Annotated in this window: 18 protein-coding genes; 1 reads left to right on the forward strand and 17 read right to left on the reverse strand. The window is 38.3% G+C overall.

All coding sequences use genetic code 11. The annotated features are described in order from the left end of the window. Positions 1-87 precede the first annotated feature (87 nt). Entirely contained in the window at positions 88-738 is a 651-nt protein-coding gene (locus tag OQ279_RS09670; RefSeq protein WP_235942522.1) for an N-acetylmuramoyl-L-alanine amidase family protein, read from the forward strand. A 158-nt stretch (positions 739-896) separates the two neighbouring features. On the opposite strand, the gene OQ279_RS09675 is transcribed toward OQ279_RS09670, so the two are convergent. The 17 genes from OQ279_RS09675 to rpe all read right to left on the reverse strand — a co-directional run bounded on the left by OQ279_RS09675 (position 897) and on the right by rpe (position 14,693). Next, the gene (locus tag OQ279_RS09675) at positions 897-1,559 is read right to left on the reverse strand and encodes an ATPase (RefSeq protein WP_168025971.1); all 663 of its coding nucleotides are present in this window, start codon (positions 1,557-1,559) and stop codon (positions 897-899) included. Next, positions 1,543-2,295 (reverse strand): hypothetical protein, encoded by a 753-nt coding sequence (locus OQ279_RS09680; protein WP_168137305.1) that lies wholly within the window; start codon positions 2,293-2,295, stop codon positions 1,543-1,545. Before OQ279_RS09680 ends, OQ279_RS09675 begins: the two co-directional genes overlap by 17 nt. A gap of 3 nt (positions 2,296-2,298) precedes the next feature. Then, positions 2,299-2,583 carry a helix-turn-helix domain-containing protein gene (locus OQ279_RS09685; RefSeq protein ID WP_168025973.1) on the reverse strand — a complete coding sequence of 95 codons (285 nt, stop codon included), beginning with the start codon at positions 2,581-2,583 and terminating at the stop codon, positions 2,299-2,301. A 317-nt stretch (positions 2,584-2,900) separates the two neighbouring features. After that, complete coding sequence (locus OQ279_RS09690) at positions 2,901-3,737, reverse strand: RteC domain-containing protein (RefSeq protein ID WP_168025974.1); 837 nt, start codon at positions 3,735-3,737, stop codon at positions 2,901-2,903. A 243-nt stretch (positions 3,738-3,980) separates the two neighbouring features. Then, a complete protein-coding gene (locus OQ279_RS09695; protein WP_235942521.1) occupies positions 3,981-4,856 on the reverse strand; it encodes a helix-turn-helix domain-containing protein in 876 nt (291 codons plus the stop codon). A 41-nt stretch (positions 4,857-4,897) separates the two neighbouring features. After that, positions 4,898-5,386 carry an asparaginase domain-containing protein gene (locus OQ279_RS09700; protein WP_168025975.1) on the reverse strand — a complete coding sequence of 163 codons (489 nt, stop codon included), beginning with the start codon at positions 5,384-5,386 and terminating at the stop codon, positions 4,898-4,900. A 224-nt stretch (positions 5,387-5,610) separates the two neighbouring features. Further along, positions 5,611-6,621, reverse strand: a complete 1,011-nt coding sequence (locus OQ279_RS09705) for a sodium:calcium antiporter (RefSeq protein WP_266069669.1) — start codon at positions 6,619-6,621, stop codon at positions 5,611-5,613. A gap of 226 nt (positions 6,622-6,847) precedes the next feature. After that, positions 6,848-7,018 (reverse strand): hypothetical protein, encoded by a 171-nt coding sequence (locus OQ279_RS09710; protein ID WP_266069671.1) that lies wholly within the window; start codon positions 7,016-7,018, stop codon positions 6,848-6,850. A gap of 232 nt (positions 7,019-7,250) precedes the next feature. Continuing rightward, a complete protein-coding gene (locus OQ279_RS09715) occupies positions 7,251-8,042 on the reverse strand; it encodes a cation efflux transmembrane domain-containing protein (protein ID WP_209309364.1) in 792 nt (263 codons plus the stop codon). Positions 8,043-8,420: 378 nt separating this feature from the next. Further along, complete coding sequence (locus tag OQ279_RS09720; RefSeq protein WP_168025977.1) at positions 8,421-9,737, reverse strand: APC family permease; 1,317 nt, start codon at positions 9,735-9,737, stop codon at positions 8,421-8,423. Between the two features lie 354 nt (positions 9,738-10,091). Then, positions 10,092-10,268, reverse strand: a complete 177-nt coding sequence (locus tag OQ279_RS09725) for a hypothetical protein (RefSeq protein WP_168025978.1) — start codon at positions 10,266-10,268, stop codon at positions 10,092-10,094. Between the two features lie 127 nt (positions 10,269-10,395). Continuing rightward, positions 10,396-11,022 (reverse strand): cation diffusion facilitator family transporter, encoded by a 627-nt coding sequence (locus OQ279_RS09730; RefSeq protein ID WP_168025979.1) that lies wholly within the window; start codon positions 11,020-11,022, stop codon positions 10,396-10,398. 424 nt (positions 11,023-11,446) lie between these two features. Further along, a complete protein-coding gene (locus tag OQ279_RS09735) occupies positions 11,447-11,623 on the reverse strand; it encodes a hypothetical protein (RefSeq protein ID WP_168025980.1) in 177 nt (58 codons plus the stop codon). A gap of 76 nt (positions 11,624-11,699) precedes the next feature. Continuing rightward, positions 11,700-12,065: a SpoIIAA family protein gene (locus OQ279_RS09740; protein WP_168026017.1), complete on the reverse strand. Its 366-nt coding sequence runs from the start codon at positions 12,063-12,065 to the stop codon at positions 11,700-11,702. A gap of 214 nt (positions 12,066-12,279) precedes the next feature. Further along, positions 12,280-13,644: a Na+/H+ antiporter NhaA gene (gene nhaA / locus OQ279_RS09745; RefSeq protein ID WP_168025981.1), complete on the reverse strand. Its 1,365-nt coding sequence runs from the start codon at positions 13,642-13,644 to the stop codon at positions 12,280-12,282. Continuing rightward, on the reverse strand, positions 13,629-13,985 hold the full coding sequence (locus tag OQ279_RS09750; protein ID WP_168025982.1) for a SpoIIAA family protein: 357 nt from the start codon (positions 13,983-13,985) through the stop codon (positions 13,629-13,631). Before OQ279_RS09750 ends, nhaA begins: the two co-directional genes overlap by 16 nt. Positions 13,986-14,033: 48 nt before the next feature. Beyond that, on the reverse strand, positions 14,034-14,693 hold the full coding sequence (rpe, locus tag OQ279_RS09755) for a ribulose-phosphate 3-epimerase (protein WP_168025983.1): 660 nt from the start codon (positions 14,691-14,693) through the stop codon (positions 14,034-14,036). Positions 14,694-14,735 lie beyond the last annotated feature (42 nt).

Genomic DNA, 14,735 nt, shown 5'->3' on the forward strand with positions numbered 1-14,735 from the left:
TTAATAGTTTAGTTTGATATTAAATGATGTCAAACTGAATTGAAATCACCAGGAGAACTGGTAACAACCTGAAAATTTTAAATGCTCATGAAGCTGAAAAACGTCATTTTTCTGGTTTTGCTCCTGAAAATGTGTTTCATTTTTGGGCAGGGAAAAGAACATCGAAAAAGAATTATTGTCGATGTTGGTCATGGAGGAAAAGACCCTGGTGCGATCGGAATAAACGGAATCCAGGAAAAAGATGTTGTCCTGGCCATAGCAAAAGAAATGATCAGGCTCAATAAAACAATATTTGGAGATGTGTACGACATTTATCTTACAAGATATGATGATAGTTTTTTCACCCTTTCAGAAAGGATCAACTTAGCAAAATCATTAAGGGGAGATATATGTATTTCCTTGCATTGCAATTCATTTTATAGCGATGCCAAGGGAATGGAAATTTTTACATTTAATTCTGAATCCATAAAAAATGACTATAACACCAGGACTTCAATCGCTCTTGGAAATGAAATTCTAAAAGAGTCTACTCTTAATTTAAACATTGAAAACAGGGGGATGAAATTTGCCAATTTTCAAGTACTCAGGGAAATGATTAAGTTTTGTCCTGCTATTCTAATTGAAGTAGGCTTTTTGAATAATCCGGTTGAGGCAGTGTATTTTTCCAGACCATCAGGTATTACAGCAATAGCATTGGCTATTTTATCAGGAATAAATAATCATTTAAAATCGAAATAATGAAAGAAGCATTTTTAGAAATTATTAAAAGTATTGGGGATGTTGTAAAAGCTTTCGTTTCAGAAACTTTAAAGCAACTTTCGGACTTAAAAAAATGAACCATGGCTTGATGATAAGTTGTTATTATCTCTTCAAATTTATATCATAGATGCCCATTTCTATTTCCGCTTATCCCCCACGGTTTCATCAAAAGCAACAAGATTGAATAATTCCCGCATACGGCTTCGGACTCTGTTTCCGTAACGTTCTTCCAGCTCCTCAGCGTTAAGGTTGGTCGTTGCGTGGGTTTTTATGTGTTGCTTTGTCTGTAGAAAAAATTCATATCGCGATAAAAGGACTTCGCCCATTACGTTACAGTCTTTGCCGTAATAGCGACCGGGTGGTTCAACACCCAGATCATCAAAACAAAAGAATTTGGTGTTCCCGTATTCTTCAATCGTTTTATAGCCCAAATGGTTGAAGCTGAAGGTCACATTCCGGCAGGGAATCATTTCGTAAGGCCGCTGCAAAGGAACCAGATGGTGTAATAACTTCATCAAACTTGTTTTGCCGCATCCGACCGGGCCGGACAGCAAAATACCTTTTTCAAGATCTATCCCAAATTTCTGGCAGTTATCTTTTTCCTTTATAAAATAAGAGCACAGCTTCAGTAAAATATCACGGTCGTCCTCATAGATCCGGAATTTTTGTCCGAATAGAAGTTTTCCTTTGGCATTTAGGTAGATGAGCATTTTTGGAAAATCGTAAACAACGGTTTTCCCATCAAACTTTCCCAGGGAATATTCCATACCACCTTCGATAATTTTAGAGGGGTTGTCCATAATCTTTTGCTTTAGTGGTTCTGAGGTTGTCCTGATTTTGGGACGCTCGCTTTTTGTTTTGTTTGTTTTCCTCTCCGAATAATTCTATTCGGTCCATCCAGTTTTTGGCCAGGGCACGCCAATCCCTTATCGCTTTTCCGTCACTGGTTTTCCAATCATCTGCCTGATAATGTTCATAGAATTTTTTTCCTTCATCAGCAGAAAAATCTTTTTCCTCAAAAAAAAATAAAACAGCCTGCCTGTCCTTTGGCTGTTTATTAATGTTTACTTGTTTAGTATTGTTTATATAAGATACCAATGCTTGTCCACTCACGGGACGGTGCGAGTCCACAGCTTGTCCATTGGTGGGACGGTGCTGGTACACCACTGGTTCATTTTTGGGATGGTAGCGTTCCGCAAGATGTTCTAATCTGGGATTGTACTGTCCCGTCTCCGATTCATCACTTGTCCCGATAATGGACATCTTGATCTTACTGCCTTTGTAAGGGTTATTCGACGGAAAATAGCAGAGGTATCTCCAGGTATCAAGATCCGTGACACACCTATGGTATGTGGATTTGGAGCCGATTTTGGCTACACGCATCAACTCTCTGCGGTTAACGAAAAATTCATCGGCAAACCGGCTACTGTTCCATTCCTGAAACAAAGCCATATACAGGCTGATGTGCGTTGGATTTAGGCGGTCATCAAAAAAAAATTTTTCAAAAGCCGCATTAAGAAGCTTTATATAATTCATCGCTTAGGAATTTAAACCATGCTGCACACGATTGGTATCCATCACGTTCTGGATTTCCTCTGCATCGTAATATATGATTCCGCCCACTTTTGTGTATGGGAGCGTACCATTTATTCGTAAATTTTGAAGGGTTCCCGGACTTACCTGGAGCAGGTCCATCACTTCGGAAGATTTAAGGTATTTTTTAATTCTTCCTGAAGTTTGTTTGGCAAGAAGGTCTTTAATCTCATCGAGCAATTCCATTTTGAATTCCCGAAGATCGTCTGTGGTAATTATACTTGTTGGCATAATAGAATTTTTTAGAAGAAAGGGACTACCAAAGGGTTAAACTTTTTAAATTGATAGCCCCTGACTGAATTTGACTTTCGTTCTACAAAATTGGGAGGGATTACTGGATTTTATTCCCCAGTACGACCGTAGTACGGTCAAAGTTTAACATTTTGAAATTTGATGAACTTTGGCTGTTTTTATCCTATAAATTTTAAACTTAAATCTTCAAATAACATTAAATTAAATGGAGGTTTGAAAAAAATATCGATTTCGGTAGGTCAACCGTAGTACGGTCTTTTTTTATCAATTCTGGAAGATCAAAAAATCCAAAAATTTTAGTCTTCACTCTTATCCATTTCGGAAAGTAGTGAGGTCGCTAATTGGTCAAGAAATAACGTCCTGCTATTTTTTCTGCCCTTGATGTCCTGATTGGTTTTGTAGATGTCCCTTGGTGTATAATCAAAGATTTCCTGAAGCTTTTGTGAAACCTTCATAATGCTAAGGCCATTTTGGTTTCGAAGTCCATTATACCATAGGGCATAAACCAATTCCACCCAATCCGAATTCGTAAATGGCCAATGTATTTTTTCGGTGGCATGGAGCTTTACCTCTTTTCCATTAAGATTATTTTCAACATTGGACATTCGTTCATCCAGATAAATAACCAATGTATTGTAGGCTTTGAATTTACCTAGGAGCATGTCCCTGGGCGTGCAAAAATCAGGGTCCTGAAAATAGAATTTTGAAGTGGTTATATGAAAGCTATCCAGGTAATCCCGGGTGTAATATTCTTTGTCGAAATGGGTGGCCCCGGAATTGACATACTGCCCGAAATCCATATTGTACAGAAAGAAACGATTTAGCTTACCAATTTTCTTTTTTATGAATTTAAGCTGGGAGTTTTTATCCGCTTTTGGAAACTGGATTTCAAAGGAATGGATTTCTGAGAAATAAATGAGTTGAACTAGGGGAGCCTGTTTTATAGTTTTAAAGAATTCAATTTCGGCTTCAATTGAGTCAAAGCCTTTAGCTATGACTTCTCTTTTGAGTGTAATGAGTAGGTTACGACAGACTTCAATAGAGCGATAGGATTGTTTAAGGATATTCTTACTGTGAAGTTTGATTTCCTTCAGATCTTCCAATAGCTTGTATGAGAGCAATTCTGTATCCATCTGTAACAATTTTACTGTAAAGCATCATACACTTTTTTATATAAATGGTTAGATAGTCCATTCGAGTCTATCGACTACGAATGATCAAAAAGGAAATTGGGAGGTACTTTCCTTACAGCTAAAGAACCTCCTTGAAGATAATCACAAATACCTTTACTGTCAGTAATTGATGCCGTATTTTATTACGGAAAAGCCCGTATTTTCCTACGGAATACGAGCTAGAAACCCAAAATAGTATTGAAGCTATTCATTCTTTGGCTTGAAGCGGGATATGAATTGACCTCTATTCTTGACCGCAGTTTTTTTAAAAATATTTGAGGCATGTTTAGAAACAGTGCTTTCTGCTATGAAAAAATCTTTGGCAATTTCTTTATAGGATAATCCTCGTAAAATGGATAATGCAATTTCAACTTCCCTTCTTGTCAGATCTCCATAAATTATTTTGTTTTTCAGGGCTTCATTTCCTTCTACTTTTTGAAAAGCAAAGACTTCGAAGGCTTCAGGCTTATTCTTCAGAAAACGAAGGTATCTATTTACTTCAATAACTGTTATTGCATAGAAAGCCAGGTTCATTACAGTGAATGTTAACCATTGATAATCACCTATAACTGTTAGTATGGGCAAAAGGGCTATGCAAGAGATACTTATGATGGCTAATCTGTTTTTTTTAGAAACAAATGAATTTGGATTGTCGATGTTTGAAATCCTTCTGTAAAATAAGCCGAGAAAAATAAATGCTATAATTGAAACCGGGATCGTGAAAAGAAGCCTTGCTGAATCTAAAGAATTTGTAAGGAAGTAGGGAATTAAGAATAACAGAATAAAACTACAACCTACCAGTATAGCAATATTGGGAATAGTGGAACCGAATTTTAAAAATTCAATATCATAGTCCTTATACAAATAATAAATTATGTATACACATAGTGCTATTGCTACGCCATAAGTAATGATGTATTGAACAATTATTGGATCAGGAAAACTTTCTGTTGGGAGGAATCCCCCGGTTAAGTTGTAAGCAATATACAGCAACCCTAGAATTATATACCTTCTTAGGCTCAGGCGTTTTAGCTTTGCATTTTGAATGACAGCAATAAGTACAATAATGGTGTCAATCAAAAGATAGAAAAAGGTCGTCCAATGGATTGAAGTGCCAAACATCATTGTTTTTCATCTTTAGGCTCGAATTTATTTGTCTTTAAATTTTTAGTCACATTGCTCCAATGAAAAATCCTGCCGTTCATAGCAACATATACATCAGGTTTTAAAAATTGCAAGGAGCATATCGCATAACCTAAATTAAAAGGTGCATCCGTGTTCTTTGATGAACCTAAGATAAATGAACCTACGAGAACAATTGTTTTATCAAGGTTAAGTTTTCCTATATGCGCCGCAGTATCTTCCATAGTGAAAGTGCCGTGGGTGATCAATATTTTAGAAGAACCGGTTGCTTTAATTCTCTCTGCTAAAAATTCCCGGTCTTCCTGAGTTATGAAACGACTGTCTTTTTTGAAGACTTCCTCCAAGGTAAAAGGAAATGAAACATTTGCTGATTCCAGAAAATTACTTAATGAAATTTTTCTGGCGCTTTGTTTTTGATTATAATCCAGGCCTTCGATGGTGCCTCCTGTGGTAAGTATATGTATCAAAATTGTAAGATTTGGGATTTTACGTACTAAAGATAAGATACTTACTCTTTACAGGGTGATCCTTTCCCTTTTTTTACCCGTACCCAATCGGCTTCAGTCAACTTTGCTATGGCAACTGTTTCGATTAAGTTCTTTTGTGGGTAACTTGTAATCTTTAGCATATCTCTGAAAAAACAAACGGTTAATAGAATGGTCTATAGGCTTAAATACTACTTTGCCCACTGCTAAAAATAGTTCAGCACCCAAAAGAGAACAACCGCCACGTAAACAAATAAAACAGCACCCAAGGTATAAACCTGCCAGCGTTTAAAGCCATGCTCTCCTTCACTACTTCCCCAGTGAATAAAAGCAGCATAAAGTATAGCTACAAGGCCCACAAAACTTAGGACGGTAATGAACAAAGGGAAATTTTCAACCGGTACCGTTACCAGGGCAAGGGGCAAAAATGCTACTGCTAAAGTAGCCGCATGATCGCCTATTACACTAGTGACGGCAGAGGTTATCTGCCCGCTTTTGGCTACACTCCAGGTGGCAAAGATTTCAGGAAGCGCAGCCATAGGCGCTGTTATAAATAAACCACCTACCACTTTAGAAATACCAAAGGCGGCAACTAAATTCTCCGTAGCTCGAACAGTAAAAAAGGCCCCCAGCCCCAGAGCAGCTACACCTGCCACTGCCAGCCAGATTTCTTTTTTTTTCCATTCTATTTTTTCCTTTTCTTTTCTTCCCCTTAAAAGGGCCTGGGTAAGAAAAATTACATACAAACCCAGCATGATCCAACCATCCACAGGCTGTAAACCCCGCCACTGCTTAGGAACGGTGAGTATCGCCACTACCGCCACAATTACCAAATAAGGGATAGCCTGTACGGTGACAGCGGTTGGGTCTACTTTTAGCAGCTGCTCTTTGATATGTTGTCCATGGTTTTTTTCAGCCTTCTTTTTCTTCAGATTCCTTGTAGCTATATAAGCCGTGATGACCATTAGAGGAATGGCAATAACATTGGAGCCCAGCATTGTCCCTAAACCTATATCGCCTACACCTCTAACAGCGCTGGCAATGTTAACTCCTATTTCAGGGCTTGCCGAAGCTATCCCTACGAGGGCTCCTCCGGCAGCCACAGAAAAGCCCCATTGCTTCCTTAGTTTTTTTAAAGGTGTTGCTAAATGTTCTGCGCCCCAATTTGCCAGCCATACGGCAGCAAGCAAAACCAATGCCCAGATCCATGTACTCATATCTGCTTTTAAAGATTTTTTTAAGTTCTCAAAATAAATTTCGTTTTTCTAGCTGATGAACATCCTTTCTTGCGAAATAGTTTCTCAGACTTATCTTAGCCTTAATTAAAACCGAATAGAGAATTATCCCAGTTTAAAAAAAGATAAAGGAACTTTCTCCTAAACTTCTGTTAGAACCTTTTTTATTTCTCTTCTTCCAAACCTTAAAAACAAATTCCAAGAAAAATTAGCCTTGTAAGTCTTTCAAAACAAACCAAAAAAATAAAAATGCTAATACAAATAAGCCTATAAGCATTAAAATTCCATTTATTCTGTCCTTTCTGGTAATTTTACTTTTCGGGGATTTTTTATTCTTTATCTTTTTTATTTTCCTTCTGGTTTTTGGATCTACAGTCATTTGGCTTTCTTTTTTCTTGAAACTGGCTTTTTTAAATGATTTTCTTCGGAAAACAGAGCAATTGCTTCAATTTTAATTCATAGTTTCTTCACAATATGCGTTCTTTGGAAAATACCTATTCTATCATGGGTTTTTATCTGTGAATATATCGGTATATTGTTTGGCAGATAATCTTACATGTTCAAAGAGTATTTTAAGTCTCTTCTTATAATCTCAAATACATCTTGCCCCGTCACTTGGATATTTTTAAAATTCTAAGGGCACCGCGCATTACAAAAGTGAACACGATTCCACCAATCACCAAATCGGGCCATTTACTATCGAGAAAATATACCAGCACACCGGCCAGGATTACCCCGCCATTTACAATAATATCGTTAGAAGTAAAAATCGCGCTCGCCTGCATATGCGCTTCCTTACTTTTGGCTTGGTTGATCAACCAAAGCGAAATAAGATTGCCCAGTAAGGCAAAAATGGAAACAATGATCATCCATTGAAACATTGGTATTTCACTTTCACTAAAGAATCTTCTTAAAATTTCCATAAATCCAAATGTCGCCAGTGCCATTTGGAAGTACCCGCTAAACTTTGCCACTTTCTTCTTTCTTGAAATAGCACCACCAACCGCGAACAGACTTAGTGCGTACACTATGGAGTCTGCCAGCATATCCAGGGAATCTGCAATAAGACCCATAGAAGACGAAATCCACCCCGTGGTCATTTCGATAATGAAAAAACCAAAATTGATTCCCAGGACCCACCAAAGAATATTTTTTTGTTTAGATTGGTCTTCCCATACGGGAGGCTCGGCTTCTTCGGTTCCCTGAAGTGTATCCCCAAGCTTTAAACTGGCTATTGATGTTTGTATATCCTCAATGCCATCCAAATGATACACTTGCAATTTTCTATTGGGTATATCAAAATCGAGGTATTTTACTTGAGGGTAAGCCTCTAATTTCATCCGGATCATTTGCTCTTCAGAAGGACAATCCATTTTCTGAATGGTAAAATTTGATCTTTTCATTTAAATTCTATTTAGTACCACAAAATTATTTTCAAAAACTCACTCCTAAAGATACTACTGTCTCTACCGAAATGGAAACAACATTGATATTCTGTACTTTTCTCGCTGTTTTTCAAATAATCTTTTTGTTTTTGATCTTTCATTCTTTATTAATCAAGGGTCATTTTGTTACCTTCTTGTGTTCTTGTTTTCATTTTGCTAAATCATAAAACCGTTCTGCAGCTCCTTTTATAGCTTCACCCGTATACCTTTTCTGAAAAATTTCCGTTTTTTATTAGTTGACTGGTAATTTCGAGTGCCTTCTTCTTTATTTTTGGATTCCAAATTCAGTTTGAAAATCTCCCAATGTCCACACCATAGTAATTCGCTTTAGAAGTTTTAATGGCCGAACAGCTCCTTCTCTTCCTCCGGTTTTAATTCTTTTTTGGGTTTCCTGTCCAAAAAATAATGTAGTACAACACCCACTACTATAGCCCCCCCAAAAGCAGCATATACCTGCCATTGATACTGGATTGTCAGACTTGCACTTATTAAAATGGCCAAAATGGGCAAAACAGGCAATTTACCAAGGGATAATGGTACTTTAAACGGTCTTTCCTGCTCGGGGGCCTTATACCTCAAAACTATAAGTGCAATATTGACTGCTATAAAGACTAGTAAAGCTCCTAAAGAAGACATTCCTGCCACTGTTTTTATGTCTCCAAGGAGGAGGAAAGCGCCAACTGCCACAAGAACAATCAATGTTGCCGCCCAGGGCACTTTTTGCTTGTTGGTTTTTTCTATAAATGTCGGAAGTTCGCCGGTTTTTGCCATCCCAAACAATAACCTGCTTATAGAGATAATTCCACTAAAGGCAGCATTGGCAGTTGCAAACAGTGCAGCAACCGCCAATACAACAGGGAGCCAGGAATTCAAATTCGATGCAGCAACTGAAAGGGGGGAGTCCTCATTGGCCAATTTAGAGGGATTGCTGATGTTCAAAACCGTAAAAGAAATAAACAAATAAATAATTGTAGTAATGAGCATTGTCAATAAAAAAGCCCTGGGGATTGTCTTTCCGGGATTTTTTACTTCCGAGCCCAAAGCCGCCATATGCTCAAAACCGGTATAAATAAAAAAGAGTGTGGCGGTTGCTGCCAGGGTATTTTCAAAGGATTCAATTTGAAAAAACTCTTTTTCCGGTGCACCTGTGCTTGTTAGTCCTACTACTATTAGAATCAACAGCCCGAGTAATTGAATACTCACCATAAAAATATTGGCGGTAGAGGATTTCTTTATTCCTGTGATGCTGATTAAAGCAAGTAAAATTAAAGCCCCGTAGCTAATCAACAATGAAGGAAATTGAAAGAACACATTAAGATATCCCGAAAAAGCCAGTAATACTGCTGCAATGGTAGCAGAACTATGAAAAGCAATGGTCCAGCCGGTAAGAAACGAGGGGATGTGGATCTTAGGAAAAGCTTTTTTTAAAAAGATGAATTCGGCACCTGCATTGGGAAAAGTTGAGGATAGTTCCGCATAAGATACCGCAGAGAAACTTGCGGCAACTGCGGCCAAAATAAAACTGAGCCAAAGGTCATAACCCGCCTGCCCGGCTGCGGCACCAATAACAGTATAAATTCCTGCGCCTACAATCGTGCCCACACCATAAAAGGTGAGCCTTAAAGTTCCTAATGATTTTTTTAGTTCAGCCATACTTTAACTTTTTAAATTCATTTAAATGCTAATTCTTTTAAATAATCAGGAAATCAAAATCTGTCGAGGTAAAAAAACTTCAGTAAAATATTATCTGTTTTACGCTTTTTACCCACTCAAGGATTGTTTAAATGTCACTGATATGTTTAAGGTTAATTTAAATCCTCCAATAGCATTTTACTTAAAATGTCAAAACTAAACACCAACGGCATTTTTGATGTTACTTTTGCTAGTAAAGAAAATTGCCTGGAAAAACAAATGTTTTTATGCCCGTTTCTTTTATCGCAAAGGCTTCCTCTCCTTAAGAACAAGGCTTCTTCCAATATTTTGAACATTCGTCAACGTTTTCTCGTTTTATAGATTCCTTTTCTCTAATTCAGCTTTTGCAATTCCCATTTCCAATGCTTCCTCTTTAGTGCAATTTCTGTCTTGGTAGAAAGAGACAGCATAGTTTAAGACTGCTTCCCGCACTTCTTCATCAAGAACACTAAGCCGCTGGTGAAATTCCTCAAATTGTTCTGCTCCTTTCATTGTTTTATTTTTTTGCTATCAAAAGTTACTGAAAGCTTCACTCCTATAAATTAGAAAAAAATAATCGTGGAGCACTTTTCCGCATTATAATTAATTAATGAAAGAGTGGAGATCCATTATTTAATCCTTAATATTCAACCTTTCTTCCATTTTGTAAAGCCTCCCATCCTTCTTTAAGGGCATAAGGAACAATCAGAAGAGCAGCCACCGGATCGGCCCACCACCAATCTAGATACTGAACCGCCAGTAAACCTCCCAATACAGCAATGGTTTGATACAAACACACAAAGGTATCTTTGGAGTCGGCTATTAATTCCTGGCTGTCCAGCTTTTTACCGTACCTGAATTTGTACCAAATCAGGATAGGGTTAACCACGAGTGAAACCAATAAAATTATTAATCCCAAAGTACTCCAGGAAGGAGTTTCTTTGTTGAGTAACTTTGTTATAGAGTCGTAGGTAATAAAAGTACTAACAATTAAAAAAGAAGTAGCAATTACGTAGAGGGTGATTTTTTCTCTTTTCTTTACCCGTTTATCACTAATATCATGAATTTCACCATGTAACCTCCACCAGAGGGTACTTGCCGAAATAACTTCAATAACACTGTCGAGCCCCCAGCCAATCAAGGCTGCACTACCGGACGTAAATCCAGCCGTTAAGGACACACCTACTTCAATGGTATCATAAAACACATTGTACTTTTGAACTGTCTCTGCTTTTCTTAAATATTTTTTTCTTTCCTTGTCTGCCATAATTTTATTTTATGTTTAAATTCTGTAAGCTTAGCTTCTGAGCCACCTATGGACTTTATTCTCATAGGTGATTTAAAGAAGCAGATCCCAGGGGTAAAAAGCGGCTCCGTCAGGTTTTTCACCATCCCTGCCATTCTTTGTTCCCTATCAGAATCGTTTGTCTAATGTTTGTTCTTCAAATGGCAAAATTCTCCGGGGAAAGCCCACGGAAAATTTTAATTGAACACGTTTTCAAATTTTCCGCCCGGGCCAGATCCTATAATAGTTACATCAAATTTTTCCATTTTTTGAAATTTAAGTTTTAATATTGTTCACAACAACCCAAAGATTAGGTCTACTTTTTAGGAAACAGCGATTACATTCCACTTTGACCAATACTTTCTGATAGGGTTCACAGGAAAGTTATTGGCTTATGCCTTAGATTTCATCCTTCCAGATCATAAAACCATTCTTCCGCCTGTTTAATGGCTTCGGTTATCGCTTCTTTTTTTGTATACTTTTCCTCTTTCACAAGCTCGTTAGCTATTTCAAGAGCTTTTTCCCTGACTGGCGGGTTCAGGGATTCCAAATCTGTTTTAAAATCTTCAAATAGCCATTCCATAATGAGTTATTTTTGTTGAACAATTTTTTCCTGTTTGTTGACAGTTTTCTATCTCAAGAAGGATTTTTGCTGAAGACTACGCCTTTACTAAACCAATCCAGGCTTTGGCCGTATCCTTTTCGTTTAAATCAAAGTATTTTATTTGAGAGCCTGAAAAGAAATTTAAAACCTTTGTAGTCTTTTCCTGCCATATTTTATCTCCAACAATAGCCATATTTCCGTAGTCGGAAATATGTGCAGCATCTATTTTTAGATCTGCCCACAATCCTTCCAAATCGTAACCGTAGAAATCGTGCAGTTCAAAATAAAAATCCACTTTATTGTTTTTAGCAATAATTTTATCGATAAGCGGATGCAAATTTTCCACTTCCTCTTTTGAAACCTTACCGCTCACTTCCACGGCTATAAGGTTGTCTCTATCTGAATTTAAAAGGTTTATCATAATTTTTAATATTTTACTTAAAAATACTTCTAATTTGTCTACCACAGTAAAATCTTCAAAATTACTGTGACATATACTTAGCCTCTCCAACTAGAGCAGTTCCCATAGGACTCAATGTTAATATTAGTTGCATTTTAGTTCCTTTTAAAGTTCTTAAAATGACCAACTCCTTCCGGTTTTTGTTTTGACAATGCTCTGGCTTTCACAAAAAACCTTAAAAAACTTCTCCCAGCTCTTGTTGCTTAGCGCTCCGGGTCTTCCCCAGACTAAGCACAAGCACACCGGCTATGGCTGCTACAAGTGAAGCAAGCAGGATACTTATTTTCGCTACCTGAACAAGGTTTTCATCTGCAAATGCCAGGTTCGTGATAAACAGGGACATGGTGAACCCGATACCGGCTATCAGCCCGACTCCTACAATATGTTTCCAGCGGAGGCCTACCGGCAGGCGGGCAAAGCCCAGTTTAGCACCTAAATAGGAGAAGGCGGTAATGCCGCATACTTTCCCCAGCACCAATCCTGTTAAAATTCCGAGACCCAAAGGACTTGATAGTACTTCTGAAATTCCAAGACTGAGTTCTACTCCTGCATTGGCCAACGCAAAGACCGGAATGATAAAGAAGGCATTGAAACCGGTAAGCGCATTTTCCAGCCGCAGCAGGGGAGGGTGGGTGTGCTTCGTGTCATTTCGAATTGTTTCCAGAATATTCTGTTGCTTCTTATCAGTGAGCAGATGGGTGTTTACCAGGTCAATTTTTTCCAACTCCTGCACATGGGACTTTGTCCGTTGTTGAAAATCCCCACTTTCTAATTTCGGTTTAATGGGAATGGTAAGGGAAAACAGCACCCCGGCCAGGGTGGGATGTATTCCGGAGTCAAGGAAAGCCAGCCATAATACAATTCCCAGTAAAATATACAAAGACAGGTGTTTTATCCCTGTCTTGTTCAATATGGCCAGTATTAGCAGAGCCCCTCCTGCAATCAGCAGGTTCATCCAGGCTATTTGACTGCTGTAAAAAATGGCAATGACCAGAATCGCACCGATATCATCGGCAATGGCCAAAGCTACCAGAAATATCTTTAACTGCACAGGCACCCGCTTTCCTAAGAGACCCAGTATTCCAAGGGAATAGGCAATATCGGTAGCCATGGGAATACCCCAGCCTTTGGCTGTAGGCATGTTAAGGTTGAATAGGAAAAAAAGTAAAGCCGGTACGAGCATGCCACCCAGGGCAGCAAATATAGGCATGGAAGCTTTTTTGAAATTAGACAACTCTCCTACCATTACTTCTCTTTTCAATTCGAGACCGGCCACCAGAAAGAAGATTACCATCAGGCCGTCGTTGATCCATTCTTCCACCGAAAGGGAAATTTCCAGGTGCTCCGATGCCCCTATAACAATTTCATCAGTCAGGTAATGGTGGTATATATCGGCCACACCGGTATTGGCCAATACCAAAGCGACCAAAGTAGCAAAAATGAGCAGAAGGCCGCCTGCGGTTTCCCGGTCAAGGAATTTTCGGCCAGTTTCCTTCATGTAGCTTATAGGGGTAGATTCCTTTTTTACTTCTCTATCCATTTTTGTCCTTCGCTTGCATGGTTTATTTCAAAAAATTTTACTTCGGCAGAGGTAAAAGGTTTCATCAAATCCGTCATCCAATCTTCCCATTTTTCATCCCCTACCATGGCCACTTTTTCAAATTTGTTGGCATGTTGGACATCGAATTTCAAATCTTCCCAAAAGGCTTTTGGTTTCCATCCTTCAAAACCCTCCATTTCAAAATACCAGCGAATTTTTTTATGTTTCTCCACTATGTTGTTCAGCAGGGGCAATAGCTTATCGTAATCGGCTTCAGTCAAATTTCCTGTTGCCCTTGTGGCTATTAAATTCCCTTCTGTTTGTCCCAATATTTGTAGCATAACTCCTCTTTTAATTATTATTTAATTTATTCCTTTTTACAACATTAGTTACCTTATTAGGGGGTTTCTAAGCTCCTGAATTGCCCTAAGGGGATCATTGGAATTGAAAATACTACTTCCTGCTATAACAGCATCAGCTCCTGAATTCAAAATTTCCTTCACGTTATTCCTGTTAACCCCTCCATCTACTTCAATAAAGGCCTTTGCATCTTTTCTTTGTATCAATTGCTTTAATTCCTTTATTTTTTCCAGTGTATCGGGAATAAAATCTTGTCCGCCAAAACCCGGATTTACAGCCATTAGGCAAACTGTATCTAAATCTTTGATGACGTATTCCAGGCTTCCTAAAGAGGTATGCGGATTTAAAGCTACCCCTGCTTTACAACCTAGGTTTTTTATTTGTTGCACCACGCTGTGCAAATGAAGGCAGGCCTCGGCGTGCACCGTAATTTGCTCCCCATATTTAGAAAAAACTTCCAAATACCTTTCAGGTTGAGCAATCATTAAGTGCAACTCGACCGGTTTCTTGTTGTGCTTATGAATAGCTTGTAAAACAGGGGTTCCGAAGGAGATATTGGGAACAAACATACCGTCCATTACATCCACATGCAGCCAGTCTGCTTCACTTCTATTAATAGTTTCGAGGGTTTTGCCCAGGTGGGCAAAATCTGTCGAAAGAATGGAAGGGGCAACCATGAGATTTTTCATATCAACTATATTTTATCGGCTAGTTCAAAATTCAAACTAAAA

Source organism: Salinimicrobium profundisediminis (genome assembly GCF_026241755.1).
GTDB classification, from domain to species: domain Bacteria; phylum Bacteroidota; class Bacteroidia; order Flavobacteriales; family Flavobacteriaceae; genus Salinimicrobium; species Salinimicrobium profundisediminis.